This window comes from Mycobacterium sp. UM_CSW, from assembly GCF_000455205.1.
Lineage (GTDB): Bacteria > Actinomycetota > Actinomycetes > Mycobacteriales > Mycobacteriaceae > Mycobacterium.
In genome coordinates this window covers 59,926-83,690 of the sequence record NZ_AUWQ01000029.1, presented here as the reverse complement: position 1 = coordinate 83,690, position 23,765 = coordinate 59,926, and the positions used below count along the sequence as shown (strand labels likewise).

26 protein-coding genes are annotated in these 23,765 nt (G+C 69.9%); 11 read left to right on the top strand and 15 right to left on the bottom strand.

From position 1 onward, the window contains the following. Positions 1-32 precede the first annotated feature (32 nt). A complete protein-coding gene (locus N415_RS12195) occupies positions 33-818 on the top strand; it encodes a hypothetical protein (protein WP_068181553.1) in 786 nt (261 codons plus the stop codon). A 13-nt stretch (positions 819-831) separates the two neighbouring features. Here N415_RS12195 and N415_RS12190 read toward each other — a convergent pair whose 3' ends face one another. Then, positions 832-1,554, bottom strand: a complete 723-nt coding sequence (locus tag N415_RS12190; protein WP_068181551.1) for a GntR family transcriptional regulator — start codon at positions 1,552-1,554, stop codon at positions 832-834. 76 nt (positions 1,555-1,630) lie between these two features. Here N415_RS12190 and N415_RS12185 point away from each other — a divergent pair, with 76 nt between their 5' ends. The 3 genes from N415_RS12185 to N415_RS12175 are packed head-to-tail and all read left to right on the top strand — an operon-like array spanning position 1,631 to position 4,763. Then, positions 1,631-2,587, top strand: a complete 957-nt coding sequence (locus tag N415_RS12185) for a hypothetical protein (RefSeq protein WP_068181548.1) — start codon at positions 1,631-1,633, stop codon at positions 2,585-2,587. Next, positions 2,584-2,913, top strand: a complete 330-nt coding sequence (locus tag N415_RS12180; protein ID WP_068181546.1) for a hypothetical protein — start codon at positions 2,584-2,586, stop codon at positions 2,911-2,913. The genes N415_RS12185 and N415_RS12180 overlap by 4 nt, the downstream gene beginning before the upstream one ends. Beyond that, positions 2,910-4,763: a GMC family oxidoreductase gene (locus tag N415_RS12175; protein WP_068181543.1), complete on the top strand. Its 1,854-nt coding sequence runs from the start codon at positions 2,910-2,912 to the stop codon at positions 4,761-4,763. Before N415_RS12180 ends, N415_RS12175 begins: the two co-directional genes overlap by 4 nt. Positions 4,764-4,866: 103 nt before the next feature. On the opposite strand, the gene regX is transcribed toward N415_RS12175, so the two are convergent. From regX to N415_RS12145, 6 genes are all read right to left on the bottom strand, one after another. After that, positions 4,867-5,550: a two-component sensory transduction protein RegX gene (regX, locus tag N415_RS12170; RefSeq protein WP_046187060.1), complete on the bottom strand. Its 684-nt coding sequence runs from the start codon at positions 5,548-5,550 to the stop codon at positions 4,867-4,869. Continuing rightward, positions 5,547-6,767 (bottom strand): ATP-binding protein, encoded by a 1,221-nt coding sequence (locus N415_RS12165; RefSeq protein WP_142282078.1) that lies wholly within the window; start codon positions 6,765-6,767, stop codon positions 5,547-5,549. Before N415_RS12165 ends, regX begins: the two co-directional genes overlap by 4 nt. 149 nt (positions 6,768-6,916) lie before the next feature. Beyond that, positions 6,917-7,666 (bottom strand): phosphoglyceromutase, encoded by a 750-nt coding sequence (locus tag N415_RS12160; RefSeq protein WP_068181540.1) that lies wholly within the window; start codon positions 7,664-7,666, stop codon positions 6,917-6,919. A 23-nt stretch (positions 7,667-7,689) separates the two neighbouring features. Continuing rightward, positions 7,690-8,208 (bottom strand): YbjN domain-containing protein, encoded by a 519-nt coding sequence (locus N415_RS12155; protein ID WP_068181697.1) that lies wholly within the window; start codon positions 8,206-8,208, stop codon positions 7,690-7,692. Then, positions 8,205-9,536 (bottom strand): D-inositol-3-phosphate glycosyltransferase, encoded by a 1,332-nt coding sequence (gene mshA, locus N415_RS12150; RefSeq protein WP_068181538.1) that lies wholly within the window; start codon positions 9,534-9,536, stop codon positions 8,205-8,207. The genes N415_RS12155 and mshA overlap by 4 nt, the downstream gene beginning before the upstream one ends. A gap of 52 nt (positions 9,537-9,588) precedes the next feature. Continuing rightward, positions 9,589-10,899, bottom strand: coding sequence for an ROK family protein (locus tag N415_RS12145; RefSeq protein WP_068181535.1), 1,311 nt, complete (start codon positions 10,897-10,899; stop codon positions 9,589-9,591). A gap of 173 nt (positions 10,900-11,072) precedes the next feature. On the opposite strand from N415_RS12145, the gene N415_RS12140 reads away from it, so the two are divergent. Then, a complete protein-coding gene (locus N415_RS12140; protein ID WP_068181532.1) occupies positions 11,073-11,822 on the top strand; it encodes an SDR family oxidoreductase in 750 nt (249 codons plus the stop codon). Here N415_RS12140 and N415_RS12135 read toward each other — a convergent pair. Further along, positions 11,806-13,176 carry an Ig-like domain-containing protein gene (locus N415_RS12135; protein ID WP_239645513.1) on the bottom strand — a complete coding sequence of 457 codons (1,371 nt, stop codon included), beginning with the start codon at positions 13,174-13,176 and terminating at the stop codon, positions 11,806-11,808. The two genes, N415_RS12140 and N415_RS12135, sit on opposite strands and share 17 nt — an antisense overlap. Before the next feature lie 40 nt (positions 13,177-13,216). Next, positions 13,217-14,314 (bottom strand): UDP-N-acetylmuramate dehydrogenase, encoded by a 1,098-nt coding sequence (locus N415_RS12130; RefSeq protein WP_068181526.1) that lies wholly within the window; start codon positions 14,312-14,314, stop codon positions 13,217-13,219. 26 nt (positions 14,315-14,340) lie between these two features. On the opposite strand from N415_RS12130, the gene N415_RS12125 reads away from it, so the two are divergent. The 3 genes from N415_RS12125 to N415_RS12115 all read left to right on the top strand — a co-directional run bounded on the left by N415_RS12125 (position 14,341) and on the right by N415_RS12115 (position 16,830). Next, complete coding sequence (locus tag N415_RS12125; protein WP_068181523.1) at positions 14,341-14,865, top strand: DUF2505 domain-containing protein; 525 nt, start codon at positions 14,341-14,343, stop codon at positions 14,863-14,865. 91 nt (positions 14,866-14,956) lie between these two features. Next, positions 14,957-15,793, top strand: a complete 837-nt coding sequence (locus tag N415_RS12120) for a carbon-nitrogen hydrolase family protein (protein WP_068181521.1) — start codon at positions 14,957-14,959, stop codon at positions 15,791-15,793. Continuing rightward, positions 15,790-16,830 carry a DUF2993 domain-containing protein gene (locus tag N415_RS12115; protein ID WP_068181517.1) on the top strand — a complete coding sequence of 347 codons (1,041 nt, stop codon included), beginning with the start codon at positions 15,790-15,792 and terminating at the stop codon, positions 16,828-16,830. Before N415_RS12120 ends, N415_RS12115 begins: the two co-directional genes overlap by 4 nt. On the opposite strand, the gene deoC is transcribed toward N415_RS12115, so the two are convergent. The 6 genes from deoC to N415_RS12085 all read right to left on the bottom strand — a co-directional run bounded on the left by deoC (position 16,827) and on the right by N415_RS12085 (position 20,889). Next, a complete protein-coding gene (gene deoC / locus N415_RS12110) occupies positions 16,827-17,516 on the bottom strand; it encodes a deoxyribose-phosphate aldolase (protein WP_068181513.1) in 690 nt (229 codons plus the stop codon). The two genes, N415_RS12115 and deoC, sit on opposite strands and share 4 nt — an antisense overlap. Continuing rightward, positions 17,517-17,936 carry a DUF2599 domain-containing protein gene (locus N415_RS12105; protein ID WP_068181511.1) on the bottom strand — a complete coding sequence of 140 codons (420 nt, stop codon included), beginning with the start codon at positions 17,934-17,936 and terminating at the stop codon, positions 17,517-17,519. 4 nt (positions 17,937-17,940) lie between these two features. Then, a complete protein-coding gene (locus N415_RS12100) occupies positions 17,941-18,204 on the bottom strand; it encodes a DUF2516 family protein (RefSeq protein ID WP_081665208.1) in 264 nt (87 codons plus the stop codon). Between the two features lie 100 nt (positions 18,205-18,304). Next, positions 18,305-18,898: a heparin-binding hemagglutinin HbhA gene (gene hbhA, locus N415_RS12095; protein ID WP_068112711.1), complete on the bottom strand. Its 594-nt coding sequence runs from the start codon at positions 18,896-18,898 to the stop codon at positions 18,305-18,307. Between the two features lie 146 nt (positions 18,899-19,044). Next, positions 19,045-19,464, bottom strand: a complete 420-nt coding sequence (locus N415_RS12090) for a helix-turn-helix transcriptional regulator (RefSeq protein ID WP_068127036.1) — start codon at positions 19,462-19,464, stop codon at positions 19,045-19,047. Between the two features lie 84 nt (positions 19,465-19,548). Continuing rightward, the gene (locus N415_RS12085; RefSeq protein WP_068181694.1) at positions 19,549-20,889 is read right to left on the bottom strand and encodes a DUF445 domain-containing protein; all 1,341 of its coding nucleotides are present in this window, start codon (positions 20,887-20,889) and stop codon (positions 19,549-19,551) included. A 136-nt stretch (positions 20,890-21,025) separates the two neighbouring features. On the opposite strand from N415_RS12085, the gene N415_RS12080 reads away from it, so the two are divergent. The 3 genes from N415_RS12080 (at position 21,026) to pcaA (ending at position 23,760) form a co-directional block, all read left to right on the top strand. Continuing rightward, positions 21,026-21,727, top strand: a complete 702-nt coding sequence (locus tag N415_RS12080) for a TetR/AcrR family transcriptional regulator (RefSeq protein WP_067151728.1) — start codon at positions 21,026-21,028, stop codon at positions 21,725-21,727. 12 nt (positions 21,728-21,739) lie between these two features. After that, positions 21,740-22,753: a prenyltransferase gene (locus tag N415_RS12075; protein ID WP_068181507.1), complete on the top strand. Its 1,014-nt coding sequence runs from the start codon at positions 21,740-21,742 to the stop codon at positions 22,751-22,753. Positions 22,754-22,896: 143 nt separating this feature from the next. Then, a complete protein-coding gene (gene pcaA / locus N415_RS12070; RefSeq protein ID WP_068181503.1) occupies positions 22,897-23,760 on the top strand; it encodes a cyclopropane mycolic acid synthase PcaA in 864 nt (287 codons plus the stop codon). Positions 23,761-23,765 lie beyond the last annotated feature (5 nt).

The following is a 23,765-nucleotide window of genomic DNA, read 5'->3' as shown; positions in this document are numbered from 1 at the left end:
ACCAGGCGGAATCGTGGACTAACGTTGACCAAATGACGAATTCGCACCCGCAACCGGGTCAAGAGGTCGAATTGGACTTCGCCCGTGAATGGGTGGAGTTCTATGACCCGGACAACCCCGAGCACCTGATCGCGGCCGACCTGACCTGGCTGCTGTCGCGCTGGACGTGTGTGTTCGGCACCCCGGCCTGCCGCGGCACGGTCGAGGGCCGCCCGGACGACGGGTGCTGCTCGCACGGCGCGTTCTTGTCCGACGACGACGACCGCGCGCGGCTCGACGATGCGGTCAAGACGCTGACCGACGACGATTGGCAGTTCCGCGAAAAGGGCTTGGGGCGCAAGGGTTATCTGGAGCTCGACGAGCACGACGGCCAGCCCCAGTACCGCACCCGCAAGCACAAGGACGCCTGCATCTTCCTGAATCGGCCGGGCTTCGCCGGCGGCGTGGGATGCGCACTGCACACCAAGGCCCTCAAGCTGGGCGTGGCGCCGCTGACCATGAAGCCCGACGTCTGCTGGCAGCTGCCCATCCGGCGCAGCCAGGAGTGGGTGACCCTGCCCGACGGCACCGAAATCCTCAAAACCTGGGTCACCGAATACGATCGCCGCGGCTGGGGCTCCGGCGGCGCAGACCTGCACTGGTATTGCACCGGCGATCCGGGCGCCCACGTCGGCGCCAAGCAGGTCTGGGAAAGCATGGCCGACGAGCTCAGGGAGCTTCTCGGGGACAAGGCCTACGCCGAGCTGGCGGCAATGTGCAAGCGCCGCAGCAAGTTAGGGCTCATCGCGGTGCACCCGGCCACCCGGGTCGCCGAATAGCCCGAGCCCCGGCTCAGGCCTCGTGAGTTTTCCTGTACGCCAACACCATTCGTAGCGCGCTCGCGTTTAAGTAGCCCTCGACCGCCGCGGCGGCCGCCTCGGCGTTGCGAGCCAGCACCGCGTCGGTGATCGCCGTCAGGTCGGCCACCACCGGGGCCGCGTCCTCGTAGGCGGCGGTGAGCTCGTGCTCGCGGCCGCCGAACGCATGCTCGACCCAGCGATACATCAAACCCAGCGCGCGGTTGCGGCTGCCGTGGATGAGCACCCGGAAATAGGCGACGTCGGCGGCCTGCAGCGCCGCGGGACCGTCGGCCTCGGCCACCGCCGCCAGCGCGGCGCGCAGCGCCTCGGCATCCTCCGGCGCTCCCCGCTGCGCGGCCAGCCGGCCGATCAGCGGGCCCAGCGCCGCCCGGATCTCCAGCAGTTCGGCCAGGAACTCCGGGCCGAGCCTGCGAACCAGCGCTTCCACCACCGCGGGGTGGGTGAGCGCCTCGGGGTCGCGCACCACGTTGCCGCTGCCGTGCCGCGCCTCGATGAGCCCCATCTGCTGCAAACGGGCCAGGCCCAACCGCAGTGACGTGCGGTTCACGTTGAGCTGCTCGGCCAGCTCCCGCTCGGGAGGCAGCAAGGATCCGGGCGGAAAGGCGCCGTCAAGGATGGCGTCGGCGATCGACGCGGCGATCTGTTCGTCGACCCGCTGTCGATCCGGCGGCTGCAGCGCACTTGACTGGTTCATTGGCTCAACCAATATAGTGGACGAACCGGGCGCGGGGCAGCACGCCCACCGGCGCGTCCCAATCGGAGGTGAGCACATGGACGACGAGATGCGATCGGCCACGGCCCCGCGCTGGCGGGGCAAGGCCGGCCGCCTGGAAGTCTGGTACGCCACCCTGTCGGACCCGGCGACCCGCGCCGGGCTGTGGATCCACTGCGAGACGGTGGCCCCCCTGCACGCGGCGGACGCCCCCTACGCCCACGGCTGGGCGACCTGGTTCCCGCCCGACGGCACGCCGCGCACCGAGCGGTTCGGCCCCGAACCCACGTCACCCGCGGCGGGAGCTGCCTGGTTCGACGCCGCCGGGGTGCGCGCGTCCCACGAAAGGCTGGCCGGCAGCGCCGGATCGCTCGCGTGGGACCTGTCGTGGAAGGACGCCGGCACGCCGCTGTGGACGTTCCCGCGCGCGGCCTGGGAGCGCGAGCTGTTGCCGGGCGCACAGGTGGTCCTGGCGCCGACCGCCGAGTTCGCCGGGTCATTGACGGTCGCCGACGCCGCGGTGCAGGTCGACGGCTGGCGCGGCGGCGTCGCCCACATCTACGGGCACGGCAACGCCCGGCGCTGGGGATGGATTCACGCCGACCTCGGCAACGGCGACGTCGTGGAAGCGGTTACGGCCGTCCCCCACAAACCGGGGTTGCGCAGGCTCGCGCCGATGGCGTTCGTCCGCTTCCGCATCGACGGAAAAGATTGGCCCACAAGCCCTTTGCCGTCACTGAGGATGCGCACGACGCTGGGCGTGCGGCACTGGCAACTGGAGGGGCGCATCGGCGGTCGCCGGGTGCTCATCCGGGTCGACCAACCCCCCGAGCGGTGCGTGAGCCTGGGCTACACGGACCCCGACGGCGGCCGCGCGGTGTGCACGAACACCGAGCAGGCCGACATCCACATCGAGGTCGACGACCGGCACTGGTCGGTGCTGGGAACCGGGCATGCCGAGGTCGGGCTGCGCGGCGCCGACGCACCGGAGATCAACGAAAGGATCCCCACGTGAGTTTTGCTCTCGACCCGCCCCTGCTTGTTGCCGCCGGAGTGCTCATCGAGCGGCAACTTCCCTCCGACCGCCGCGATCTGGCCGAGGCAGCCACGCTCGGGGTCTTCTTCGGCGGCTCGTTCGGGCTCTACAACAACGTGCCCGGCCTCGGAGTGCTGTGGCGGCCCTTCCGCGCCCGCAACGGGCGCGACTTCATGTGGAACAGCGGCGTTTTCGGCGTCGACACGGCGCGGGCGGGCTGGCCGCTGCACGCGGCTGCGGGCGCCATCTTCGCCACCTATCCGTTCTTCATCAAGTTGGGGCGCCGGCTCGGGCGAATCATATGAGCCGTCTCGCCGCGTCGTTCGGCGCCGCGCTGCTCCCCGAGGAGTCCGGCGGCCCGGCACCGGCCCAGCTCGCCGAGCGCGTCGACCGCTACTTGAACCGGCTGCCCGCGACCTCTCGGTGGGCCGTGCGGGCCGGACTGCTCTCGGTCGCCGCGGCCAGCTACCTCACCAGCGGCCGATCACTGTCGCGGCTCGACGCCGGCCAACGGGACCGGGTGCTGCGGCGGGTCGCGGCGCTCGGCCCCGACGCCGGCGCCGCCATCGAGGCCATGAAGGCGGTCGTGTTGCTCGCCAATGGCGCGGAAACCTATGCGCCGGAACTGCTTTCGCGCGCCCAGCGACATGACATCGCGCGTCCCGATGCGCCGTTGACCATCACCCCGTCGACCGAGAGCCCCTCCATCGTCGCCGCCGACGCCGTCATCGTGGGGTCCGGCGCCGGCGGCGCGATGGTGGCCCGCACCCTGGCGCGGGCCGGCCTCGACACCGTCGTGCTCGAGGAGGGACGCCGCTGGACGGTCGAGGAGTTCCGCAGCACCCACCCGATCGACCGCTACGCCGGCCTGTACCGCGGCGCGGGGGCCACCGTCGCGCTCGGACGTCCGTCGGTGGTGCTGCCCATCGGTCGGGCGGTCGGCGGCACCACCGTGGTGAACTCGGGCACCTGTTACCGGCCGCCGCCCGGCGTGGTGCGGCGCTGGAGCGCGGACTTCGGCCTGCACCTGGCCGATCCGGACCGGCTGGCCGAGCGCCTCGACGACGTCGAGCGCACGCTGCGGGTGGCGCCGGTGCCGCTGGAGATCATGGGCCGCAACGGGCGGCTGCTGCTGGACGCCGCGACGACGCTGGGCTGGCGCGCGGCGCCGATCCCGCGCAACGCACCGGGCTGCGAAGGCTGTTGCCAGTGTGCGATCGGCTGCCCGCGAAACGCCAAGTTCGGCGTGCACCTCAACGCGTTGCCGCAGGCGTGTGCCGCGGGGGCGCGGATCATCTCGCACGCCCGCGTCGAGCGGGTGCTGCACCGGCACGGACGCGCCCGCGGCGTGCGGGCCCGCCGACCCGACGGCACCGCGCTGGACGTCCTTGCGGACACCGTCGTCGTCGCCGCCGGGGCCACCGAGACGCCGGGGCTGTTGCGGCGCAGCGGTTTTGGCGCGCATCCCCGCCTCGGCCGAAACCTCGCGCTGCACCCGGCGATGATGCTGGCCGGGCGGTTCGACGACGACGTCGTCGCCTGGCACGGGGTGCTGCAGAGCGCGGCCGTCCACGAGTTCCACGAGTCCCACGGCGTGCTGATCGAAGCGACCTCCACGCCGCCGGGGATGGGCTCGATGGTCTATCCCGGCTACGGCGCCGAGCTGCTCGGCTGGCTGGACCGCGCGCCCCAGGTCGCGACGTTCGGGGCGATGGTGGCCGATCGGGGCGTCGGCTCGGTGGCCTCGATGCGCGGCGAGACGCTGGTGCGCTACAACCTCGCCCGGACCGACGCCGCCAAGCTGATGGTTGCGATCGAGGCCATGGGCCGGCTGCTGTTCACCGCGGGCGCCGTCGAGGTCCTGACCGGCCTGCCGGGCGCGCCGACGGTGACCTCCTTGGCCGCGCTGCGCGACGCGCTGGGCCGAAGTGACGCGCGAAGCCTGCACCTGGCGGCCTTCCATCCCACGGGGACCGCGGCCGCGGGCGCCGACGAGCAGCTGTGCCCGGTCGACGAAACCGGGCGGCTGCGCGGCGTGGACGGCGTCTGGGTGGCCGACGCGTCGATCCTGCCCAGCTGCCCGGAGGTGAACCCGCAGCTGTCGATCATGGCGCTGGCGCTAGGGGTGGCCGACGAAATCGTCGGCGCGCGCTAGTTGCGCGTGCGGCCTGGGCGCCCTGAACGCACAATCCCCGCCCGCAGTACACACTCGACCGCCCTGAATACACAGTCGTGGCGGTGAGCGGCGACGCGGACCGTTAGCCCTCGAGCTTGTATCCCAACCCGCGCACCGTGACCAGGTGCACCGGGTTGGCCGGGTCGGCCTCGATCTTCGAGCGCAGGCGCTTGACGTGCACGTCGAGTGTCTTGGTGTCACCGACGTAATCCGCACCCCACACCCGGTCGATCAGCTGGCCGCGGGTCAGCACCCGTCCGCTGTTGCGCATCAGGTATTCGAGCAGGTCGAATTCCTTCAGCGGCAACGTGATCGTGTCACCGTTGACGGAGACGACGTGGCGTTCGACGTCCATCCGCACCGGCCCGGACTCCAGCACGCCGTCGCTGATCTCGGAGTCGTCGTCGCCGCCGCGGCGCAGTACCGCGCGGATCCGGGCGATCAGTTCGCGCGCCGAATAGGGTTTCGTGACATAGTCATCCGCGCCCAGCTCGAGGCCGACGACCTTGTCGATCTCGCTGTCGCGGGCGGTCACCATGATCACCGGCACGCTGGAACGAGCGCGCAGCTGCTTGCACACGTCGGTGCCGGACATGCCCGGCAGCATCAGGTCGAGCAGCACAATGTCGGCGCCGCCGCGATCGAACTCGGCGAGTGCTGCGGGTCCATCGGTCACGACCGTGGCCTCAAAGCCCTCCTTGCGCAGGAGGAATGCCAGAGGATCGGCCAGCGACTCCTCGTCCTCCACGATCAGCACGCTCGTCATCTACTCAATTCTTCCTCTCGTTGTGACCGGTTGGGTCGCACCTCACGACCCCGCGGTTGCTCGGGTTCCTCGTCGCCGTCCTGGTAGGCCGGAATCGACAGGGTGAACGTCGATCCGGTTCCCGGCTTGCTCCACACGCCGATGCTGCCGTTGTGGTTGGCCGCAACGTGTTTGACGATCGCGAGTCCCAGGCCGCTGCCGCCGGTGGCCCGCGAACGCGCCTTGTCTCCGCGGAAGAACCGCTCGAAGACGCGCTCCTGGTCTTCCAGCGCGATCCCGATTCCGCGGTCGGTCACGGCGATCTCGATGTTGTCGCCGCGGCGCCGCCGGCTGATCGAAACCGGCGAGCCTGGGGGCGAATACGCAATCGCGTTGGACACCAGGTTGGCCAGCGCGGTCACCAGCAGGGTTTCGTCGCCCAGCACCCGCAGGCCGCTGGGCGCGTCGGTGCGAATCTCGATGTCGGCGTTCTCGGCGGCCACCTTGTGGCGTGAAATCGCCTCGGAGACAACGGTATCCACCTCGACGTCGGTGACGTTGGGCAACGGGTCGGCGCCCTGCAGCCGGGACAGCTCGATCAGCTCGGCGACCATGTCCCCCAGCCGGTTGGCTTCCACGAGCACCTTTTCGGCGAAGCGGCGAACGGTTTCGGAGTCGTCCGCGGAGGCCAGCAGGGCCTCGGCGAGCAGCGCCATGGCGCCCACCGGGGTCTTGAGCTCGTGGCTGACGTTGGCCACGAAATCGCGCCTGGTGGCTTCCATCCGGGCGTAGTCGGACTGGTCGTGCACGAACACCACCGCGAACCGGCGGTCCTCTTCGCTGAGCAACCGCGCCTGCCCGTGCACCGAAAGCCCCGAGCGGCCCGCGGCGCGTTTGGGCGGCCGCAGGTCGAACTCGACGTCGACGCCGGTGAGCGCCTGCTGGGCGGCCTGCCAGGCCTGGTCGTCGAGCTGCCGATCACGAACCAGCCCCAATTCCCTAGCCCGGTCGTTGAGATAGACGACGTCGCGATGCGAATCCACCACCGCGGCTCCCAGCGGCATCAGCGCGACGATGCGTTGCAGCATCTGCGCGACGGTGATGCCCGTCCATTCGGTGGTGGATTGCTGACGGCGCTCGACCGCCCGCGGCGCCAGCCGGACGCCGGCCGCAACACCTACGGCCAGTGCCAGCACTGACAAGACCCCGGCCAGCAACAGCGCCGAGAACACAGTCACAACAAAATCCTACAAATTTGGTGAACGCCGCCCTAGCGGAGCGCGGCCAAAATCGGACAAGTCACACCCTACGCAACAGGTGTTCCGCTGCCGTTTACGCGATGTTTGGCAAAAGGGCCTTTAAAAGCTGCTGGTGGGCGCGGAGGAGCTCAGCCGCGCCCCTGGCTGGCAACGGCGGCGGCGCCGGCCGCGGCCGCCTCCGGGTCCAGGTAGGTCCCGCCCGGCAGCACGGGGCGCATGTCGGCGTCCAGGTCGTAGCGAAGCGGAATCCCGGTCGGGATGTTCAGCCCCACGATCTCCTCGTCGGACATGTCGTCGAGGTATTTGACCAGGGCGCGCAGCGAGTTGCCGTGCGCGACGATCAGCACCGTCTTGCCGGTCCGCAGGTCGGGGACGATGACGTCGGTGAAGTACGGCAGGAAACGGGCCACCACGTCAGCGAGGCATTCGGTCAGCGGGCCGCCGCCGATGTTGGCGTAGCGGGGGTCGGTGTCCTGGCTGAACTTGCTGCCCCGCTCGATCGGCGGCGGCGGCGTGTCGTAGCTGCGCCGCCAGGTCATGAACTGCTCCTCGCCGTAGCGCTCCTTGGTCTCGGCCTTGTTCAGGCCCTGCAGCGCGCCGTAGTGGCGTTCGTTGAGCCGCCAGCTGCGCCGCACCGGGATCCACAGCCGGTCGGCGGTGTCCAGCGCCAGGTGCGCGGTGGTGATCGCGCGGCGCAGCAGCGAGGTGTAGAGCACGTCGGGCATCAGACCGTGTTCGGTCATCAGCTCGCCGCTTCGGACCGCCTCGGCCCGGCCCTTCTCGGTCAGCCCGACGTCGACCCAGCCCGTGAACAGGTTGAGGGCATTCCAGTCGCTCTCGCCGTGGCGGAGCAGCACCAGCGTGGCAGTGTCTCCCATGCCGGAAAGTCTCTCACGCGGCGCTATTGGTCGTCGGAGTCGTCGTCGTCAATCAAGTGTGCGAACGCCTGCAGGTTCTTCAGCGACTCCCCGCGCGACACCCGCCACTCCCACTCTTTCTGGATCGACGAGCGAAAACCCAACTCCAACAACGTGTTAAAGTCCGAGTCCACCGCCTCGAGCACCTGGCCGAGCACCCGGTCGATCTCGTCGGCGTCGACCGACGCCAGCGACATGCGGCCCACCAGGTAGATGTCGCCGACGTTGTCCAGCGTGTAAGCGACCCCGTACAGCCGGCGATTGCGCCTGAGCAGGAACCGGTAAACGCCCTCGTGGTTCTCGTCGGGCTTGCGGCACACGAACGCCTCCACGCGCACCGAATGCTCGCCGACGCTCAGGATGGTGTTGGTCTTGAGCTTGCGCTCGCCGGGCAACTCCACCACCAGGCCCGGCAGACCGCCGTGCGCGCCGGGGAATTCCGAGTAGGTCAGCCCGCTCGCCCGCAGCGTGTGCTCGATCACGGCCTGCACAGTCGTGTTCACGCGTCCACCCCGCGACGCGTCGTCCACCGCCGGGGCTTGCGCATCGAGGCCCGGTCGCGAAACCGGCGCTGGCGCAGGGCGGTGAAGTCGCCGATCGCGCGCCGATAGCTGGCCAGCAACGCGTCGGTGGTGTTGTCCCAGGAGAAGGTGGCCGCGTGCGCGGCGGCCGCGCGGCCCATCGCGTCGGCCTGCGGCGTGGGCAGGCGCAGCAGCCGATCCAGGGCGTCCGCCCAGTCGCCGACGTCGTGGCCGGACACCAGCGCGCCGGAGATCCCGTCGCGCACGGCCACCGGCAGGCCGCCGACCGCGGCGGCGGCAACCGGGGTGCCGCACGCCTGCGCCTCGACGGCGACGAGCCCGAACGACTCCGAATAGCTCGGCACCGCAACAAGATTGGCGGCCTGGAACAACGTCGCGAGGTCCACGCGGGACTGCGGCGGCAGGAACGTGACACGGTCGGTGATGCCGAGTTCGCCGGCCAGCCGAACCAGCCCGTCCGGTGAAGCCAGACCGCTGCCCGACGGGCCGCCGGCCACCACGATGCGCACCCCGGGCAATTTCGCGGCGGCGCGCAGCACGATGTCCGGCGCCTTCAGCGGCTGGATCCGGCCGACGAAGGCCACCACGTCCTCGTCGGGCGGGAGGTCGAGCGCGGCCCGTGCCGCGCGGCGATCACCCGGGCGGAACACGTCCAAATCCACGCCGGGGTGGACCACGTCGATGCGGGCCGGGTCGGCGCGATGAATCGAAATCAACTGCCGCGCTTCGTCTTCGGTGTTGACGATCAGCCGGTCGGCCTCGTCGACGACCTGCTGCTCGCCCACCGTGCGCAGCGGCGGCTCGGGCGCATCCCCGTCGGCCAGGGCGGCGTTTTTCACCGCGGCGAGCGTGTGCGCGGTGTGCACCAGCGGCACCGCCCAGCGGTCCCGGGCCAGCCAGCCGACCTGCCCGGACAGCCAGTAGTGGGAGTGCACGATGTCGTAGTAGCCCGGCTCGTGCGACGCCTCGGCGCGCAGCACCCCGGCCGCGAACGCGCACAGCTGGGTCGGCAGGTCGTACTTGTCCAGGCCCTCGAACGGCCCCGCCACCACGTTGCGGACCAGCACGCCGGGCGCCACGTGGGCGACGGGCGGATCGGCCGACGCGGTGGCCCGAGTGAAGATCTCCACCTCGATGCCGCGGCGGGCCAGGTGCAGCGCGGTTTGGAGCACGTAGACGTTCATGCCGCCGGCGTCGCCGGTCCCCGGCTGGGCCAGCGGTGAGGTGTGCACCGCCAACACTGCGACCCGGCGCGGGCCGTTCAGCCGGGGGACGTCGTCGTGCCGCACCCCTTCATCTTTACAGGACGGGCCGCGAACCGACCCAAGCGCGCCGTTCGCGCTAAGCGGACGTCTCGTCGGCGGCGACGTCCCGCAGCCGGGCGTCCAGCGCCCCGGCGCGGCGCATCGCGCCGAGCGGGTCGGCGTACAGCCCGCCCAGCGACACCGTCCCGGCCCCGGCCTCCTGCACCCGGTTGCCGAAGGCGGTGACGCGGATATCGCGCGGCGCCAGGACCGAGTTTTCGGCGAACGCCGCCTCCACGTGCTCCATCGCCTCGGGGTACTCGGTGAAGGCCTGCCCACCGACCACCAACTCGTCGGGGTTGAGCATGTCGCGCAGCAGGGCGACCGCCTCGCCGAGGACCCGGGCCCGCTCCGCCAGCAGCTCCCTGGCCTGCTGATTGCCGGCCCGAGCCACCCGCAGTAGGTCGGTCATCGCGGTCGCGGACCCGTTTATGCGGGTCGCCGGAGCGACACTGGGAAGGATCTTGAGCCGGCGCGCGGCGGCCAGCACCGCTTCGTCGCTGACGGTGGACTCCAGCTGTCCTGCTCCGCCGAGCAACTCGGAGTGGGCGGGCAGCGTGGCGATGGTGCCGGGGCCGCTGGTTGGGCAGTGCACCCGCCCGCCGATCACCAGCGCATAGCCGACGGTCTCGCGGGCGTAGACGTACAGGCTGGTCGGCGAGCTCGGCGCGAATCGCCGCAGGCCGAGCAGCAGCTCGGCGCCGGCCATGGCGTCGACGTGCGAGGCCACCGAGACCGGCAGTCCGAGCGCGTCGGCCAGCACGGGGCCCACCGGCGCCTGCCGCCAGCCCAGCCTCGGGTGGTCGACGTGTCCGGTGGCGCTGTCGACGGTGCCACCGATCGCCACCCCGACCCAGAGCGGGCGGCGCCGGTGCCAGCGCCTCAGGTACCGGCTGGCGCTCTCGGCCAGCGATGCCAGCGCGGGCCCGGCGGCGCTGAGCGGCGTGGGGGTCTCGACGGTGTCCAGCGTGCGGCCGAACAGGTCGGTCGCCACGATGCTGGTGGTGCGCGCGCCGATGTGGATGCCGAGCGTCACGAACGGTTCGTGGTTCAGCTCCACGGGCACGCGCGGGCGTCCGATGGCGCCGGATACGGCCAGGTCGGCGCGCTCGCGCAACAGCCCGGCGTCGAGCAGCGCGATGACCTGGCGGTTAACGGTGGCGATGCTCAGCGACGTGACGCCGGCGATGACGTCACGGCCGACCGGGCCACGCAACCGGACGGCGCGGAATACCGAAGCCGCGGCCGAGTCGGAGATGTGCAGCGCCGGGGGCAGGATCTGGCGGTGCAACCGGAGGGGGGCCTTGCGGCTGGGGGAATGGGTGTGGGTGAGAGTCGTCGTGCGCACGAGATTCCTTTGTCCGAGTTCGAATGGCCGGCTTCGGCCACGCCTGAAAGGTCAGGAGCGGCAAAGTGCGCGGCAACAACACGCACTCGCCGCGCAAAGACACGCGGCGGTGTTGTCGAACAGGGCGCTGAGGTGCACTCCGAGAATTTAGCACGTTTATTAGAGTTATTCCGATGAACGCAGTAGGGGGGCAACAGCGGGTCGCGGTGGTCACCGGCGCCAGCTCCGGGATCGGCGAGGCGACCGCCAAAGTCCTTGCGGCCCTTGGCTTTCACGTGGTCGCTGTGGCGCGCCGCGCGGATCGGATCAACGCGCTGGCCGACGAAATCGGCGGGACCGGCGTTGTGGCCGACGTCACAGACGATGCCGCGGTGCAAGCGCTGGCGGACAAGCTCGGACGCGTCGACGTGTTGGTCAACAACGCCGGTGGCGCTTGGGGACTCGAACCCGTCGCCGAGGCCGACCTGGAGCACTGGCGGTGGATGTGGGAGACCAACGTGATGGGCACGCTGCGCGTCACCCGCGCGCTGCTGCCCAAGCTGATCGACTCCGGCGACGGCCTGATCGTCACCGTCACCTCGGTCGCGGCGCTGGAGACCTACGACGGCGGCGCCGGCTACACCGCGGCCAAACACGCCCAGGGCGCGCTGCACCGAACGCTGCGCGGTGAACTACTCGGAAAACCGGTGCGGCTCACCGAGATTGCGCCGGGCGCGGTCGAAACCGAGTTCTCGCTTGTCCGTTTCGACGGCGACCAACAGCGCGCGGACGCGGTGTACGCCGGGCTGACGCCGTTGACGGCCGCCGACGTCGCCGAGGTGATCGGGTTCGTCGCCTCGCGGCCGTCCCACGTCGACCTCGACCTGATCGTCATGAAGCCGCGCGACCAGGCCAGCGCGACGCGGTTTAACCGCCAGGGCTAGGCGAAGGCGTGGTGGTCGTCGGAGAAGAAGTGGGCGTGCCCGACAGCGTCGGGGCGTTCGACGGGGTGACCGGCGCGGTCACCGGGATCTGCGTGGCCGGCGGGTGCGCCGTCGGGGGCGGCAGCGCCGACATCGCCACCCAGGTGTCCCAGTCCACGGCCCAGTCCCAGATGTCGCCGTCGGAGTAGGACAGCTGGATCGAGCTGCCGGTCACCTCGACGGGGTCGCCGTAGATCGCGGTGCGGTAGTACTCCTCGGCGTCGGAGGTCGACAGGTTGATGCAGCCGTTGGTGACGTTGCTGTTGCCCTGCGCGCCCGCGCTCATCGGGTTGGCGTGGATGAACTCGCCGTTGTTGGAGATCCGCACCGCCCAGCGCTCGTGAGCATTGGAGTAGCCCGCCGCCGGGTTGGACATGTAGAAGTCGGCGTACTTCTCGGTGACCACGTGAATGCCGTTGCGGGTGACGTTGCGCGCCTTGTCGGCCTCGCCGTAGCTGCATGGGAAGTCCATGATGACGCCGGCGTCGGTGACGACCTGGATGCGGTGCGAGGAGACCTCGGCCTTGACGACCTGCTTGCGGCCGATCTGGAAGTGCAGCGAGATGTCGTCGGCGCCGAACGCACCGTCACCGAACGGCCGCCCGTACAGCTTGGCGTCGACGTTGACCGTGGTGCCCGCCGGGTAGTACTCGCGCGGGCGCCAGTGCACGCGCGCCCCCTGCGCCTCGTCGGGCAGCCACGCCCAGCTGCCCTCGACGGGGGGCGTGGTGGTGACGGTGAGTGCCTTCTCGACGGAGGCCTTGTCGCTGATCGGCGCGTCGAACTGGATGATGATCGGCGCGGCGACCCCGACGGTCTGGCCGTCGGCCAACTGGAAGGCGCCGCCGATCTTCTTGCTCGGCGTCACGGTGGTGAACTTGCCGGTCACCGGGATCGCCTTGCCGTTGTGGCCGACGGCCGAACCGCTCCAGGTGTAGGTCGCGTCGTAGCCCAGCGGCTCGGTGGTCGTGAAGACGGTGCGGTCGGCGTTGAAAGATCCTGCGACCACCTTGCCCGACGAGTTCGTCAACGCCACCTTCTGGAACCAGCCGTCGCTGACCTGGACGCTGATCGGCGAGATCGGAACCACGTCGGAGGCGGCGTCCGCCGGCTGGAACTTCAGCTGAGGCGCCGGCGGCTCCTTCTTGGTCTCGGCTTGCTTGGCCGCGGTGCCCGCGCAGGCGGCCAACACGCTGGGGGCGAACACGCCGAGCCCGAGGGCCGCCAGGGCCAAGCGCCGGTTAACCGGCGGCGGGGTACTGGATGTGCTCACGACATCTAAAGATACCGGGAGAATAGACCCCAACGGCGCCACGACAATTCGGCGCCGACGCGCAATCACGGGGGATTTGCCGCTACAGCCTGCAGCCGAGCAGGACAGGCTCCGGTTCCAGTGTGATGCCAAACACAGCATGGACTCCGTCACGCACCGTGCGGGCCAGCGCGATGACGTCGTTTGCGGTGGCCCCGCCGCGGTTGGTCAGAGCAAGCGCGTGCTTGGTCGAAAGTCGGCAACGTGCCGCTTCATCGTGCGGATAGCCCTTGCCGAAGCCGGCACGCTCCACCAGCCAGCCCGCCGCCAGCTTGACCCCGTCCGGCGCCGGGTAGTGCGGAACCGGCCCCTCGACGTCGCGGGCCAGCCGTTCGTAGGCCTCCGGAGCCGCCACGGGGTTGGTGAAGAACGAACCCACGCTCCAGGTGTCGTGGTCGCTCGCGTCGAGCACCATGCCCTTGCGCGCCCGCAGCATCAGCACCGCCTCGCGCACGGCTTGGGGATCGGCGCGCTCGCCGGCGGTGGCGTTCAGCGCGGCCGTCAGCTCGCCGTAACGCAGCGGCGCGCTGCGGCCCGACGGGTCCAACACGAACTCCACTTCCAGTACCGCCCAAGGGATTTCGCGGCCCGAATGGGACGCCTGCTTGAAGACGCTGGTGCGGTAACCGAAGCCGAGCTCGTCGCCCGGCACCCAGCGCACCTCGCCGCTTTCGCGATCCAGCACCCGCACCCGGGTGATGGTGTCGGACACCTCCGCCCCGTACGCTCCGACGTTCTGCACGGGCGTGGCGCCGGCCGACCCGGGGATGCCCGACAGGCACTCCAGCCCGCCCAGGCCGTGCTCGATGGACTCGACCACCACGTCGTCCCAGACCGCGCCCGCCTCGGCGCGGACCACGTTGCCGTCCACCGTGATGCCGTCGTTCGCCAAGCGCACCGCGGTCAGGTCGGTCAACGTGTCGGCGATCACCAGGTTGGACCCGCCAGCAAACACCAGCACCGGCGTCGCCCGGGCTTCGGAGTCCAACTGACGCAGCACGGCGACCACCTGATCGGTGCTGGTGCAGGTGATCAGCCGTCGCGCGACCGGCCCGACCCGCAAGGTGGTCAACGGCGCCAGCGGCACCGCCTCATCGACACGCGCGCCGGCGAAGAGCGAACCGGCACCGCTCGAATTCATGGCCCGTAACGGTAGCCTGGCCAGCTATGCCGCATTCATTCGAGTTGTCGGCCGAGTACGAGGAAAGCGTCGAAGACGTCCACCGCGCTTTCCAGGAGGAGGGGTACTGGCGGGCCAGGCTGGCCGACATTCCCGTCGACGAGGCGAGGCTGGAGTCGATGCGGGTCGGCGGCGAGTCCGGACGGGACGGCACCGTCGAGGTGGTCACATTGCAGGTGGTGCGCAGCCACAACCTGCACGCTGTCGTCAAGCAGCTGCACCGGGGCGACATCTGCATCAGGCGCAAGGAAACCTGGGGTCCGCTCGTCGACGGCACCGCCACGGGCTCGATCGCGGTCACCATTCTGGACACCCCGGCGAACGTGTCCGGGACTGGGGAACTGGCACCGATCGCCGGCACCGGCGGCGCCCGGCTCACCTCCCGGATCACCGTCCAGGTGCGGATCCCGATCATCGGCGGCAAGGTGGAGCGGCTCATCGGCGCCCAGCTGGACGAGCTGGTGAGCCGCGAACAACGGCTGACCGCGGAGTGGATCGCCCAGAGCGCCTAAGCCGCGCCTAAGCCGAATCGCCCGCTTCCTCCTCGCGCCGCACGCGGCGCGCATCGTCACCGCGCCTAAGCCGAGGCCTAAGCTGGCGCCCATGCGAATCGCGCTGGCGCAGATCCAAAGTGGCAGCGATCCCGCGGCGAACCTCGAGCTGGTCCGCGAGAACACCCGCCGGTCTGCCGACGCGGGCGCCGCGCTGGTGGCCTTCCCGGAGGCGACCATGTGCCGGTTCGGCGTCCCCCTGGCCCCGATCGCCGAGCCCGTCGACGGGCCCTGGGCCAACGAGGTGCGCGCGATCGCGACCGAGTCGGGGATCACGGTCATCGCGGGCATGTTCACCCCGTCCGGCGACGGCAGGGTGAAGAACACGCTGATCGTGGCCGGGCCGGGCACCCCCAACCGGCCCGACGCCCACTACGACAAGATCCACCTGTACGACGCATTCGGGTTCACCGAGTCGCGCACCGTCGCGCCCGGCCACGAACCGGTGGTGGTCGACGTCGACGACGTCCGGGTGGGATTGAGCGTTTGCTACGACATCCGGTTCCCGGCGCTCTACACCGAGCTGGCCCGCCGCGGCGCCCAGCTGATCGTCGCCTGCGCGTCCTGGGGATCGGGGCCGGGCAAGCTCGAGCAGTGGACGCTGCTGGCCCGGGCCCGCGCGCTGGACTCGATGAGCTATGTGGCCGCGGTCGGTCAGGCCGATCCCGGCGCGGCCCTGACCGATTCCGGGTCGGGTGCGCCGCTGGGGGTGGGCGGCAGCCTGGTCGCCTCGCCGCTGGGCGAGGTGGTCGCCTCGGCCGGCGACGGGCCGCAGCTCGTGGTCGCCGACATCGACGTGGACCGGGTCGCCGCGGCCCGGGACAGCATCGCGGTGCTGCGCAACCGCTCCGACTTTGCTCAGGTGGATAGGGCAGAATCGGTTGGGTGACGAACCCACAGGGCCCACCAGGACCACCGAACGAGGGCCCGTCGACATGGGCCCGTCCCGGCAACCAAGGCCCCTTCGGCCAGCCCCCGACTGAGCGTCCGACCGAACGCATCAATACCGGCGGCCCGACTCAGCAGTCCCCGCCGCCGGCCGCTTCCGGTCAGCAGACCGAGCAGCTGAGCGTCCCGCATCAGAACCCGCCGCGGCCCCCCTACCCGCCGCCCCCAGCCCCGCCCGTGGGCCCGACGGAGAAGCTGGCCACCCCCGACCAAGAGCCGGCACCGGTGAAGAAGAAACGACGCCTCCTTCGCGACCCGCTGTCCATCGCGCTGATCCTGATCATCGTTTTCGCGCTCCTGCTCGCCGCTTTGATCGGGGGCGAGCTGTACGTCCGCCACGAGGCGAACTCCAAGGTCGCCCAGGCGGTGGCGTGTGAGGTCAAGGACCAGGCCACCGCATCCTTCGGCGTGACGCCGCTGATGCTGTGGCAACAGGCCACCAAGCACTACACCAACATCTCGGTCCAGACGGCCGGCAACAACATCCGCGATGCCAAGGGCATGAAGCTCAACCTCAACATCCGCGACGTGCGGCTCCAGTCGAACGCCAACTCAAAAGGCACCATCGGCTCGCTGGACGCCACCATCACGTGGACCAGTGACGGGATCAAGCAGTCGGTGCAGAACGCGATCCCGGTCCTGGGTCCGTTCGTCACCAACAGCGTGACGACTCACCCTGCCGACGGCACCGTCGAGTTGAAGGGCATGTTGGACAACATCACCGCCAAGCCGGTGGTGTCCGGCACCGGGCTGCAGCTGCAGATCGTCAGCTTCAACGCGCTGGGCTTCACCATGCCCAAGGAATCGGTGCAGTCGACGCTGGACGACTTCACCGCCAACTTCACCAAGAATTACCCGCTGGGCATCCACGCCGACAGCGTGCAGGTCACCGATACCGGTGTGACAAGCCACTTTTCGACGCAGAACGCCACCATCCCGAACGACAACACCACCGACCCCTGCTTCGCCAACCTCTAAGGGTCGCCGCCGAGCCCGTCGAGCACCGCCCGGCTGGCCGACAGGCCGAGCCGGGTGGCACCGGCATCCAGCATCGCTAGCGCGTCGGCGGCCGTGCGGATGCCGCCGCTGGCCTTGACGCCCAGCCGCCCGCCGACCGTCTCGGCCATCAGGGCGACGGCGTCCACCGACGCCCCGCCCGCCGGGTGAAAGCCGGTCGAGGTCTTGACGAAGTCGGCTCCGGCGTCCTCGGCTGCGCGGCACACGTCCGCCAGGGTTTCCCCGCCCGCGCGCGCCAGCAGCACCGCCGATTCCACGATGACCTTGAGCACGGCCTGGGGCACAGCGGCCCGCACCGCCTCGATGTCGCGTCGCACGGCATCGATGTTGCCGTCCAGCGCGGCGCCGATGTCGATGACCATGTCGATCTCGCCGGCGCCGGCCTGCACGGCCAGCGCGGCCTCGCGCGCCTTGACCTCCGGCACGTGCTTGCCCGACGGAAAGCCCGCCACCGCCGCCACCCGAACGCCGGAGCCGGCGGCGTGCGACGCGGCCGGGACCATCGACGGCGAGACGCACACGGCGTACACACCGAGGTCGGCCGCCTCGGCGACGAGCGCGGCCACGTCGGCGCGGGTGGCCTCGGGCTTGAGCAGGGTGTGGTCGATCAGGGCCGCCAGCTGGGCCCGCGTGGGTTGCCTCGCCAACTAGAACCCTTCTTCCGGACCGCCGGGGTTGCAGCCGGTGGCGAACATTTCGGCGTCGTCGACCACTGGGCGCCAGGGCTCGAGGTTCCAGCTGGTCTTGCCCGGCTGCACGAACTCGGCGAGCTGCCAGTGGCAGACGAACTGCGCGCGCATGCCGGGGGTGTCGGCGTCCGGCGCCAGCGCGAGCACCTCGGCCCACGCCTCGTCGGCCTGCGACGCGGTGCCCGGTTGTCTGGCGGCTAACCGCCCGGATGGTGTGGGAAAGACCCGCAGGCTGGACAGGCCCTGCCAACGGGACCACTGGGTGTGGTCGACGAACGGGGGCGCGGGGGTGTCGTCGGCACGTGCGACGGACGCCGGGGCCGGCGGGCCCAGCAGCGCGACCAGCACCACCGCCGGCGCGGCCAGCAGGGCCTTCATCCGGCTAGCGCGACTTGCCCTGAATCTCAAGCAGTTTCGGCCGCACGTCGACCAGATACACCCCGGCGGCGCAGGCGGCGATCGCCATGCCCAGCACGCCGAACACGAAACTCAGCACGGAGGACAGCGCCACCGCCACGCCGAGGATCACCAACCACACGGGCTTGGTCAGCTTGTCTGCGGCGGTATAGGCGTCGGTTCGTTGCAGCGCTGCGTGCACGAACGCGTACACGGCCGTCAGCGCGACGGCGATCTGCAGGACGAACATGACGATGCTCACGGCGTGGGTCACGCATCAAGGGTATGCGGGCACCGTCCAAAACGTCGACTCCGAGTTGCCCGGGGACAACTCGGAGTCGCGCGTCTGGTTACTTCTGGGTGACCTTCTTGGCCGACGCCTTCTTGGCCGGGGCCTTCTTGGCCGGAGCCTTCTTGGCGGGGGCCTTCTTGGCCGTGGCCTTCTTGGCCGACTCGGCCTTCTTGGGCAGGTCGATGCCGACCAGCTTGGCGGCCCGCTCGCCGACCGCGCGGGTCTGCGACGCGACGGTGCCGAGCGCCTCCTGGGTCAGCTCGACGGCCTGGTCGACGTAGCCCTCGGCACGCGCCGACGCGTCCTCGAAGGGCCGCTGGCTGCGCAGGCGCTCCAGGGCGGCCTCGCCGCGGTCGACCAGCTCGTTGTAACGGCTGGTCGCGGCCTCCAGGTAACCCTCGGCGGCCTTGCGCAGCTCCTCGGAGGTGAAGCGCTCGCGCAGCTCGGTGAACTGCTCGGGCAGGTCCTCCTGCAGCTTGGACAGGCGAGCGCGGCGCTCCTCGACCCGGCTGCGGGTCTCGGTGCGGGTCTCTTCGGCGCGCTCACGCAGGTTGGTGATCAGGTCGTTGACGGTGGCGAGCGCCAGGTCGGCCGCGCCGAGCGCCGCCAGCAACGGAGCCCGCAAGTCGTCGACGTTCGGGTTTTCAGCCATGGTGTTTCCTTTCATAATTTGTTTCTTATTGGGGTTACTGCGACTTCGATGGGCCTGGCGTCAAACCCCTTCCCTTCGGGTAACCAAGCGCCCTGGCATCTATGCGTCACCAACTCGTTGGTGTCACTAGCGCGACTGCGAACGCGTCACTCGTCGCTGTCAGGTTCGCTCGGACTCTCCTCGAAATTGGATTCGTTCTGCTCGGCAAATGACGCGTAGATGTCGAGCAGGATCTGCTTCTGGCGCTCGGTGATCGCCGTGTCGGTGATGATGGCGTCGCGCACCTGGTTCTTGTCGCTGGGCTCGAGGATCCCGGCCCGCACATAGAGCACCTCGGCGGAGATCCGCAGCGCCTTCGCGATCTGGCTCAGGACGTCGGCGGACGGCTTGCGCAGTCCACGCTCCACCTGGCTCAGGTACGGGTTGCTGACGCCGGACCGCTCGGCGAGCTGCCGCACCGAGACCTGCGCGTTCTCACGCAGGTCGCGGATGAAGCTGCCGAGGTCGGAGGCCATATCGGAGGCCGCCGTCGAAACCTTGGCGGAGAGCTTCTCCTCCTGCGGCATCGAGCACTCCTCGGGTCTGGTGGCCTGGCTTACGGCAACAGACTACGACCCAGTGCTTGCTTTTGCAAGCACTTGTTAGCACCCCTAGAAAAGCAACTGGGCGACTGCGTAGATGATCAGCCCCGCCAGGGACCCGACGACCGTCCCGTTGATCCGGATGAATTGCAGGTCGCGGCCCACGTGCAGTTCGATGCGCCGGCTGGCCTCCTCCGCGTCCCAGCGCTCGATCGTGTCGGTGATGATCGCGGTGATTTCCACCCCGTACTCGGAAACCAGATGCTGGGCGGCCCGCACGATCCAGCTGTCGACCTTGTCGCGCAGGTCGGCGTCGTCACGCAGCGACTCCCCGATCCGGACCACGGTGTCGGCGATGCGGGTTCGCAACGTGCTGGACGGGTCATCGACGCCCTCGAGCACCAGCCGCTTCAGCGTCTTCCACGCCGTCGCGGCCGCGGTGGCGATCTCGTCGCGCGCCATCAGCTGTTCCTTGACCGCATCCGCGCGCGCGATGGTCTCCGGATCGTGCTGCAGGTCGTCGGCGAACTCGAACAGGAAACGCGTCGCCGAACGGCGCAACTCGTGGTCGGGGTTGCGGCGCACCTTGTCGGTGAAGTCCATCAACTCGCGGTGGATCCGGTCGCCGACGAGGTGGTCGATGAACCGGGGCGACCAGCTCGGCGAGTCACGCTCGACGACGCGCTGGATCACCTCCCCGGCGTTCAGCGACCACTGGAACGCCCGGTCGGCCAGCAGTTGGATCAGGGCCTCCTGGCGGTTCTCGGCCAGCAGGGTCGCCAGCACCCGGCCCACCGGCGGGCCCCACTGCGGTTCGGCGATGCGGCGCACGATCATCCGGTCGATCACCTGCTGGACGTCCTCGTCGCGCAACAGCTCCACCAGCACCCGCAGCACCGTCGCCGTCTCGCCGGCCACCCGCTCGGCGTGGGCGGTCTCCGACAGCCACTTACCGAGCCGGCTGGGCACCTGGGCGTCGCGCAACTTGGTCTCGACGACGGACGGCGACAGGAAGTTCTCCCGCACGAAGGTCCCCAGGCCCTCGCCGAGCTGGTCCTTCTTGCGCTTGATGATCGCGGTGTGCGGAATCGGTATGCCCAGCGGGTGCTTGAACAGGGCGGTGACCGCGAACCAGTCGGCCAGCGCGCCCACCATCCCGGCCTCCGCGGCCGCACCGACGTAGCCCACCCAGGTTGCCGTGACGGCATGGGCCTGCGCCCACCGGCAGGCCAGGAACAGGCCGGTGGCGCCGACCAGGAAGCTCAGCGCCACCAGCTTCATCCGGCGCAGCGCCACCCGCCGCTCGGCGTCGGCCGCCGGATCCGCCCCGGCGAACGATTCCGCCAGGGACGTCGGCCTCGCTGCGGGCGGGCCCGGTGCTCCGCCCCCAGGGGAGGCTCGGTGTGTCACCACACCATCATGTCTCGCCGCGGCCGGTTAGTGTTACTGCCCTGCTTGGACAGCCCCCGCTCGCGCGGCCCATCCGCCAAAAGGCACCCGGCAAGCCGTAGTATCAGGGGCGTCTGATGAGTGAGAAGCGGCGACAGTGGCAGAGCGGATCCGGGCTGTGACCGTAAAGACGGATGGTCGCAAGCGGCGCTGGCACCAACACAAGGTGGAGCGCCGCAATGAGCTGGTGGACGGCACGATCGTGGCGATCCGGCAGCGCGGCCGCTTCCTGAGCATGGACGAGATCGCGGCGGAGATCGGGGTCTCCAAGACCGTGCTGTACCGCTACTTCGTCGACAAGAACGACCTGACCACCGCGGTGCTGATGCGCTTCGCGCAGTCGACGCTGATTCCCAACATGGCGGGCGCGCTGACCTCCAACCTGGACGGCTTCGACCTGACCCGCGAGATCATCCGGGTGTATGTCGAGACGGTTGCCGACGAACCGGAGCCGTACCGGTTCGTGATGGCCAACAGCTCGCCGACCAAGAGCAAGGTGATCGCCGACTCCGAGCGAATCATCGCCCGCATGCTGGCAATGATGCTGCGCCGCCGCATGCAGGAGGCCGGGATGGACACCGGCGGCGTGGAACCGTGGGCCTACATGATCGTCGGTGGCGTGCAGCTCGCGACCCACTCGTGGATCTCCGACCCGCGGATGACCGCCGACGAGCTGATCGACTACCTGACCATGCTGAGCTGGAGCGCGATCTGCGGCATCGTCGAGGCGGGCGGGTCGCTGGAGAAGTTCCGCGAGCAGCCGCACCCGTCGCCGATCGTGCCGCCGCGGGCGCCATGACGTCGGGCCCCGATGGCTGACGTGAGCGCCGGCTCACGCCTCCGGTCGTGGGCCTACGCGCTTCGCACCACCAACCCGCCCCCGGACGGGCCGGTCGACGCCGTCACGCGCTGGCTCGTGGTCACCCGGGCCGCGGTGCTGCCGATGACCCTGGTCTCCGGGCTGGTGGCGGCCCTGCTGGCGGTCGGCAAACCCGGGCTGGACTGGCGCTGGCTGGTCCTGGCTGTGCTGGGCATCACGCTTGCGCACACCGCCAACAACCTTATGAACGACCTCTACGACACCCAGGTCGGCACCGACAGCGCCACCTACCCGCGCGCCCTGTACGCCCCGCATCCGGTGCTGTCGGGGCTGATCAGCCGGCGCACGCTCGGGCTGGCGATCCTGGCGGTCAACGTGGCGGATCTGGCCATCCTGGTGACGCTGGCGTGGGCGCGGGGGTGGCCGGTGGTGGCGTTCGCGCTCGGCGGGTTCGCCCTCAGCGTCGCCTACACGGCGCCACCGCTGCGGCTGAAGAAGCGCGGCCTCGGCGAGCCGGACGTCTTCGTGGTGTGGGGACCGCTGATGGTGTGCGGCACCTACTACTCCGCGGTGGGCGCGGTCGGGTGGGACGTCGTCGTCGCATCGCTGCCCTACGGGCTGTTGTGCACGACGGTGCTGATGGGCAAGCACATCGACAAGATCCCCTACGACGAGCCGCTTGGCATCCGGACCCTGCCCGTGCTGCTCGGCGAGGCGCGCGCCCGGGCCGTCACGCTGGGCATGATGGTCGGCTTCTATGCGCTGGTGGCCATCGCCGTCGTCGTGGGGGCGATGCCCTGGCCCGCACTGATCGTCGTGTTGGCGCTGCCTCGGCTGGCGAAGGTATGGCCGTATTTCCGCCGGCCGAGGCCCGACGAACCGCCACCGAACTTCCCGGTGTGGCCGCTGTGGTACGCGGCGTTGGCCTGGGTGCACGTGCGCCAGGCGGGGGCGCTGCTGGTCCTGGGGCTCGCCGTCGGCGCCGTGTTGCGCACGGCTGTGTGACGTACGTGTGACGCAAAGCCGACTTTGGAATGCGACTTGTAGGGCCTTAACGGCTAGCATGCAGGGGATGCATCGGGGGTGAACCGCGGCGCATGGCCGCCAGGCCGCCCGGAGCCCCGAGATACAGAAAGGCCCTACCACTCATGTCCGTGCAGCTCACGCCGCATTTCGGGAACGTGCAGGCGCACTACGATCTGTCCGACGACTTCTTCCGGCTGTTCCTGGACCCGACCCAGACCTACAGCTGCGCCTACTTCGAGCGCGACGACATGACGCTCGAGGAGGCGCAGCTCGCCAAGATCGACCTGTCGCTGGGGAAGCTCGGGCTCGAGCCGGGGATGACCCTGCTCGACATCGGCTGCGGCTGGGGAGCCACGCTGCGGCGCGCCATTGAGAAGTACGACGTCAACGTCGTGGGCCTGACGCTGTCGGAGAACCAGGCCGAGCACGTCCAGCAGATGTTCGACGGGCTGAACACGAACCGCTCGGCGCAGGTGCTGCTGGAGGGCTGGGAGAAGTTCGACGAGCCCGTCGACCGCATCGTCTCCATCGGCGCCTTCGAGCACTTCGGCCGGCAACGGTGGGGCCACTTCTTCAAGATGGCCTACCGGGTGCTGCCGGCCGACGGGGTCATGCTGCTGCACACCATCTCGCGTCCGACCTTCAAAGAGGCCAGGGCCCAGGGCACACCGTTGACCCACGAGGTCGTTCACTTCACCCAGTTCATCCTGGCCGAGATCTTCCCCGGCGGATGGCTGCCGACGATCCCGTCGGTCGAAGAGCACGCCGGCGACGCCGGTTTCAAGGTGACCCGGATCCAGTCGCTTCAGCTGCACTACGCCAGGACGCTGGAAATATGGGCCGCGGCCCTCGAGTCCAACAAGGACAAGGCCATCGCGATCCAGTCGGAGAAGGTCTACGACCGGTACATGAAGTACCTCACCGGCTGCGCCAAGTTGTTCCGCCAGGGCTACACGGACGTCAACCAGTTCACCTGCGAGAAGTGACCGGC

Bases quoted from the DNA above. Each gene is read 5' to 3' on its own strand.
- N415_RS12195 (WP_068181553.1), top strand. From the start codon at position 33: ATGACGAATTCGCACCCGCAACCGGGTCAAGAGGTCGAATTGGACTTC.
- N415_RS12190 (WP_068181551.1), bottom strand. From the start codon at position 1,554: ATGAACCAGTCAAGTGCGCTGCAGCCGCCGGATCGACAGCGGGTCGAC.
- N415_RS12185 (WP_068181548.1), top strand. From the start codon at position 1,631: ATGGACGACGAGATGCGATCGGCCACGGCCCCGCGCTGGCGGGGCAAG.
- N415_RS12175 (WP_068181543.1), top strand. From the start codon at position 2,910: ATGAGCCGTCTCGCCGCGTCGTTCGGCGCCGCGCTGCTCCCCGAGGAG.
- regX (WP_046187060.1), bottom strand. From the start codon at position 5,550: ATGACGAGCGTGCTGATCGTGGAGGACGAGGAGTCGCTGGCCGATCCT.
- N415_RS12160 (WP_068181540.1), bottom strand. From the start codon at position 7,666: ATGGGAGACACTGCCACGCTGGTGCTGCTCCGCCACGGCGAGAGCGAC.
- N415_RS12140 (WP_068181532.1), top strand. From the start codon at position 11,073: ATGAACGCAGTAGGGGGGCAACAGCGGGTCGCGGTGGTCACCGGCGCC.
- N415_RS12130 (WP_068181526.1), bottom strand. From the start codon at position 14,314: ATGAATTCGAGCGGTGCCGGTTCGCTCTTCGCCGGCGCGCGTGTCGAT.
- N415_RS12125 (WP_068181523.1), top strand. From the start codon at position 14,341: ATGCCGCATTCATTCGAGTTGTCGGCCGAGTACGAGGAAAGCGTCGAA.
- N415_RS12120 (WP_068181521.1), top strand. From the start codon at position 14,957: ATGCGAATCGCGCTGGCGCAGATCCAAAGTGGCAGCGATCCCGCGGCG.
- N415_RS12105 (WP_068181511.1), bottom strand. From the start codon at position 17,936: ATGAAGGCCCTGCTGGCCGCGCCGGCGGTGGTGCTGGTCGCGCTGCTG.
- N415_RS12100 (WP_081665208.1), bottom strand. From the start codon at position 18,204: ATGTTCGTCCTGCAGATCGCCGTCGCGCTGACGGCCGTGTACGCGTTC.
- hbhA (WP_068112711.1), bottom strand. From the start codon at position 18,898: ATGGCTGAAAACCCGAACGTCGACGACTTGCGGGCTCCGTTGCTGGCG.
- N415_RS12090 (WP_068127036.1), bottom strand. From the start codon at position 19,464: ATGCCGCAGGAGGAGAAGCTCTCCGCCAAGGTTTCGACGGCGGCCTCC.
- N415_RS12075 (WP_068181507.1), top strand. From the start codon at position 21,740: ATGGCTGACGTGAGCGCCGGCTCACGCCTCCGGTCGTGGGCCTACGCG.
- pcaA (WP_068181503.1), top strand. From the start codon at position 22,897: ATGTCCGTGCAGCTCACGCCGCATTTCGGGAACGTGCAGGCGCACTAC.